At 41.1% G+C, this 5298-nt stretch carries 5 protein-coding genes; 1 reads left to right on the top strand and 4 read right to left on the bottom strand.

The features are described from left to right. Positions 1-208 precede the first annotated feature (208 nt). Positions 209-1735, bottom strand: coding sequence for a hypothetical protein (locus Q0625_RS07820; protein WP_298825449.1), 1527 nt, complete (start codon positions 1733-1735; stop codon positions 209-211). Positions 1736-1895: 160 nt separating this feature from the next. Here Q0625_RS07820 and Q0625_RS07815 point away from each other — a divergent pair, with 160 nt between their 5' ends. Continuing rightward, a complete protein-coding gene (locus Q0625_RS07815; protein ID WP_298825446.1) occupies positions 1896-2231 on the top strand; it encodes a hypothetical protein in 336 nt (111 codons plus the stop codon). A 99-nt stretch (positions 2232-2330) separates the two neighbouring features. Here the strand turns inward: Q0625_RS07815 and Q0625_RS07810 are convergent, their stop codons facing one another. The 3 genes from Q0625_RS07810 to coaBC form a co-directional block, all read right to left on the bottom strand. Continuing rightward, on the bottom strand, positions 2331-3173 hold the full coding sequence (locus Q0625_RS07810; RefSeq protein WP_298825443.1) for a ChaN family lipoprotein: 843 nt from the start codon (positions 3171-3173) through the stop codon (positions 2331-2333). 71 nt (positions 3174-3244) lie between these two features. Beyond that, positions 3245-4129 carry a DUF4835 family protein gene (locus tag Q0625_RS07805; RefSeq protein WP_298825440.1) on the bottom strand — a complete coding sequence of 295 codons (885 nt, stop codon included), beginning with the start codon at positions 4127-4129 and terminating at the stop codon, positions 3245-3247. Positions 4130-4174: 45 nt separating this feature from the next. Next, positions 4175-5298, bottom strand: a 1124-nt coding sequence (coaBC, locus tag Q0625_RS07800) for a bifunctional phosphopantothenoylcysteine decarboxylase/phosphopantothenate--cysteine ligase CoaBC (protein ID WP_298825438.1), incomplete at its 5' end; no start/stop codon positions are given.

Genomic DNA, 5298 nt, shown 5'->3' with positions numbered 1-5298 from the left:
TCTTTTTCAACGAATTTATTCCCCCTCTCGGAGGGGGTAAGGGGGAGGTTTATTTTGCAATATATTGATTATCAATTAATTACAAATCTAATTATAACCTAAAAATGACCTGCGAAACTTAATTTTGTAATTAACGCACTGGTAAGTTTGTATCTTATACTACTTGTGGGCTATAGAAGAAAATGGCTGTGATAGCAAAAAAATGGTTTTATTGGCAAATGATCTCATCATAAAAATGCTTGATAATCCTTAGACCTTTTTGGTCAGTGGAATAACAATAAGTGTTGTTTTTGTCCTTGAAATAGCAGAAATAAATGGTCTTTTTAGTTTTCTTGTCCGTGTTCTCCATACAAGCGATAAAGGTAAGACTATCAAAGTCGGCTTGATGAGGAATTACTTCTGCTCCTATAAGCAGCTCACTAGGGGTAGCATAGCACACACCTAGGTCTTTCAGAGGCCCCGTTAGGGGAATCTCTTTTAGGATTTTGAGGGGTAGCCGTTTTTCTCGTTTTAGATAGGCAGCATCGCACCAATCGGTAAGCTCATAGACTACCAAGGTATCCCTAACCAAGGCCATTTGTACGACTCTTCTCTTGTCAAAATTGCGATGATAATTGCTGTATTTCTCTGGGGCAGTAAGGGCTTCGACCAAGCGTTTTTCTATCTGGATAGGGTGAAAACCCTCTGCATAGGCATAGTACTGCGCTCCATCATGGTATAAGTCCAAATGAACATCATAGAAATCCTTGTATTTGACAAGGTATAAATCTTTAGGATGCTTGATAGGGGAGAGGTCAAGGGGCGGTATCCAATTAAGATAATCACCTACTTGTTTGTAATACTTGCCTGATTTTTCAAACCAATCCAGTTTATCTATATAAGTGCTACTAAGGGGGACAAGTAACAGCTTTTCGTTCCACATAGCCTGTGGATCGCCCCATAACCATAAGCGCTCGTCTTTGAAGTCTATCAAGTATTTAGGGTAGCCACTTTCCTTCTGAGAGATGATAAGGGTGCCTTCGGTAAATTTTTTCTTTAGCCCTAAGCCTCTGATATCTTGGGTGATATCCTCCCATTCAAGGAGTTTTCCATTCCAATAGCGAACCGCATAGAAGGTGTCCTCATCATAGAGCATACTGTATTCTGAGGCGAGTTTGTGGAAGCGTACGTTCTTTACATTCAGTTCTTTGAGTTTTTCTGTGGTAAGGGTCTCTCGGTCATACCAATAAACAAATTGTTCATCTCTAAGCAAGCAGCCCTTGGGACTTTCTTCTATGATACTGGGGTGCTCAGGGAAGTCAGGCATAGGAGTTTTGACTACCTTTTGTTCATTGACCTCTACATGATACCACTTACCTTGGAGATTAAAACAATCCTTGCCAAAGTGTGCAGTAACCATAGTTGTAGGGAAAAGGGGTACCGTTGTAATCTTGTCGTCCCAACCCCAATAAACCTTGTAATAATACTGCTCATTGGCAATAAGGTTGCCAGCGGTATCGTGAGTTCCTATCATATGTGCCCCATGGCTACTAAAAGGCAGGAGTTGCTTTTTACATTTTGACAAACAGATTTTATCAGCATCATTATAGGTTTTCCGAATGATAAAAACCTTATCCCCCTCTATTTTAAGTGAATAGTCCTCATAGATGTATACCACATGCCTAAGGTCAAGAGGAACCTTAGCAAGACTACTTAGGGAACAAAGCAAAAATAAAAATAGGTGTATTTTTTTCATAGAAAAATTGTATTTTTGTCGTGAAATAATGATAGTTATGAAAAATATGTTTCACAAAATAGTAAAATACTTTCTTTATAGTATGCTAATGGTTCTCATTAGCAAATTCATTTTTTATATTCCCATATTTTATAGCCTGAATTCGGATAATTTTACCCAGATGATACAGTGCGAAAAAATAGATGTTATTTCTCTTGTCGTATTCTTTCTTTTACTTCTGCTATTTGAAAAGAAAAAGAAGGATAGTTATGGTTTTTATGCGCTGTTTTATGGTTGTTTCCATTTTATAGGAGCGATGATTTTTACAATATACCAATATGTAGAATTCTCATTATCGACAAGAGAAGAAGGTTTTGAATACCATTTTTGGGACGAATTTCTGTCTTACAAGGGGGAAATGCTAAACTTGTTTTTCAACAGATTTTTTGATGCGGGTATTATTTCTGTCTATATAGTTTCATCCTTTTTTATAGTAAAGAAATATGTAACCAAATAAATAGAGTTTCAAGCCCCATTATTCACTAAAAGATATCATGATGAAATACAATCTCTTGAAAAAATATATAAGTAGCTAATGCACAAATTAGCTAGTGGGCTAATTAGAGAGATCTTCATCTACAACCAAGATAAAATCGGCTTGGTTATAGTTTTCTTTAGCGAGTTTTTTAAGTGCGGCTTGGGAGGTAGTGCCGATGGTCAAGATGCGTAGGTCAGGGCGTTCTCGCTTGAGATACCACCCAATACCTTGGTAATAATCAGAGTGGTAACTCCCATTGAAATGTACAAAAAGGGCATTAGGTTTTAGGTGCATCCATATGGATTCAGCCATAGTGGCATCCTTAATCGCTTGTGCCATAGGGAGATTATCTGTACTATGTCCCGACATCTTTTTTATCTTCTCATATTGGGAGAGGGTGCCGTCATAGGGGAAAGGCAGGTGTACGATCCATTGTTTCTCACTAGAGGGAAGCGTGTCAAGGGCTTGAATTCCCTTCTTATACACAAGGTTAGCGTACTGGCGAGGAATATTGGTCGCTACAAAAGGTAGTTGGTGCGTCTTGGCAAAATCCACCAAGGGCTTATAATCCGTCTTGTGGTTGTTCCACAGGCGCGCTAAGGTGTCTAGTCCCTTTTGGTCAATAGCGCCTTGCAAGTAACGATCAAGGGCTTCTTGGTTATCTCGTTCCAGCATTTCCGCCCCTAGGATAAGGGTACGCTTGGGTTGTAGGTCTTTGAGGAGTTCAAGTTCTAGCCAATGGGCAATAGGGTTGTTGTGATACTCGCCAAAGAGTACTACATCTGCTTTTTCGCTCTTTCTAAGAAGCTTCTTGTAGGAAGTGCGTTTGCCGTTTTTATCAAAGAAAACATAGGCTTTCTTATCCTGAGCAAAACCTCCCACAGTTAGTAATAATCCCAAGTAAAACAAAACCATTCTCATAGGCTAGTTATTTAGTTGTTAGTTATTAGTGGTTAGTGGTTAGTTATTAGTTGTTAGTGGTTAGTCACTAGTCACTTAATCTGTCCCCATTGTTGTGCATGAGTAGGGGCCAATTTTAGGAGGATATTTTGTACCTCTTGCTTTTTCTCTAAGGGTTTTCCTTCCGATAGGATTTGGAAGAGTTCCTCCGTTTTAGCATCAAAGAAGAGCTTAGCCATAAAGCGGTTGATACGGCTATAGTTCAATTCGTTAAGCATCAAAAGGGCTTCCCCTATACCGTTTTTAGCCTTTTGGGTATCTTGGCTCATAAGGTCTAAGCCTTGGCGATGATAGGTATAGAGCACCTTGTGAATGGCTGAAAAATCATTGGAGAGCAGGTCGGTAATCATCTGCCAACGGTTGTTAGAACCATTCTGTAACCAAGCATTGTCTCCACTTCCTTGGGCATTGAGCACTACGGCCAAGGCTTTCTCAAAGTAGGGTTTGCCTCCATCAGGGGAGAAAGTATCAGCATCTACTCCTATGATAATCAGTGCGTAGTAGGCGATAAAGGAGGAAAGGTTGGAAGTAAAGTTGCTGGGATTGAAGTAAATAGGCTCATTTTCCAAATAGGAAAAAGTAACTCCTTTCTCTTGGTAGTTCAGCAGTGGTGTTTGGTAAGTACTCCCATATACAGGGCGGGAGGCTTGTATCTGTACATCAGTGGTGAGCATATTGTTCTCATAGGAGGAGACGGTAAAGACGAAAGAACAGTCTATACGCTCATGGTCTCTTGTCTTGAGGTCTGTCCATGCCTTGCGGTTGATGAACTCTTGTAAGGAACGTTGTAGCGTATTGAATACCCGTTGGTTGGTTTGGTTCACCCGTTGGGTATTGATGGTTACCTTGCAGGAGAGTTCCTGTGCCAAAGCACTAAGGCTAAGCAGTGAGAAAAGAATAAAGAGTTGTTTTTTCATAATGTTATCGTATGTGTAGGGGCAAATGGCCATTTGCCCTTTGATTTATAACAATTCGTCGTGAATAAGGGTCAGGATATCGGTAGCGATCTCCGTCTTGGTTTTCAGCGGTATAGGTACTACCTTGTCCTTACGGGTAATAAAAGTAACTTGGTTGGTATCCACCGAGAAACCTGCTCCCTTGTCATTGAGAGAGTTGAGCACTATGGCATCTAAGTGCTTGCGGGTGAGTTTCCCTTTGGCATTCTCCAATTCGTTTTCTGTTTCTAGGGCAAAGCCAATAAGCAGTTGCCTATCTTTCTGCGCTCCTAAGGAGGCTAAAATATCTTGGGTTTTTGTTAGCTCCAAAGAGAGTTGTTCTGTTTTCTTCTTAATCTTTTGGGGGGCTTGTGCCAGCGGCTTATAGTCAGCAACGGCAGCGGCTAGTATAGCGATATCGGTATGGGCAAATGCCTCTTGAGCAGTTTCATACATCTGTTCGGCGCTTATCACAGGGAGTACCTTTACACTACTTTCTATAGCATGAGGGGCAGTGGGACCAAGGATAAGGGTTACTTCAGCTCCCATAAGTGCAGCTATATTGGCAAGTGCTACCCCCATTTTCCCAGAAGAGAAATTACCTACAAATCGCACAGGGTCTATCATCTCATAGGTAGGGCCAGCAGTAATGAGTATCTTTTTGTCCTTGAAGAGGTTTTTCTGGGCAAAGAAGAAAGCAGCCAATTGGGCTACTATGCTCTCAGGCTCCGCCATACGTCCCTCACCTACCAAACCACTGGCTAATTCTCCAAATTCGCTGGGAATAAGATGGTTGTCAAAAGATTGTAAAAGAGTGATATTGTTCTTAGTGCTAGGGTGGGCATACATATCCAAATCCATAGCAGGGGCAAAGAAAACGGGACACTTAGCCGAGAGATAGGTCGCCAAAAGGAGGTTGTCACACAATCCATGGGACATCTTCGCCAAGGTGTTGGCCGTTGCAGGAGCAATGACAAAGGCATCTGCCCACTGGGCAAGTTCCACATGACTATGCCACTCATGTTCTTGAGATTGGAATACGGTATATACCTTGTTTTTGGAGAGTACCGAAAGGGTAAGTGGGGTTACAAATGCTTCGGCATCTTCAGTCATAATAACCTTAACGCTTGCCTGTTCTTTGACAAGCAAGC

Source organism: uncultured Capnocytophaga sp., from assembly GCF_938029845.1.
Classification (GTDB): domain Bacteria; phylum Bacteroidota; class Bacteroidia; order Flavobacteriales; family Flavobacteriaceae; genus Capnocytophaga.
The sequence above is the reverse complement of the archived record's forward strand: the minus strand, read 5'-3'. Positions and strand labels throughout refer to the sequence as shown.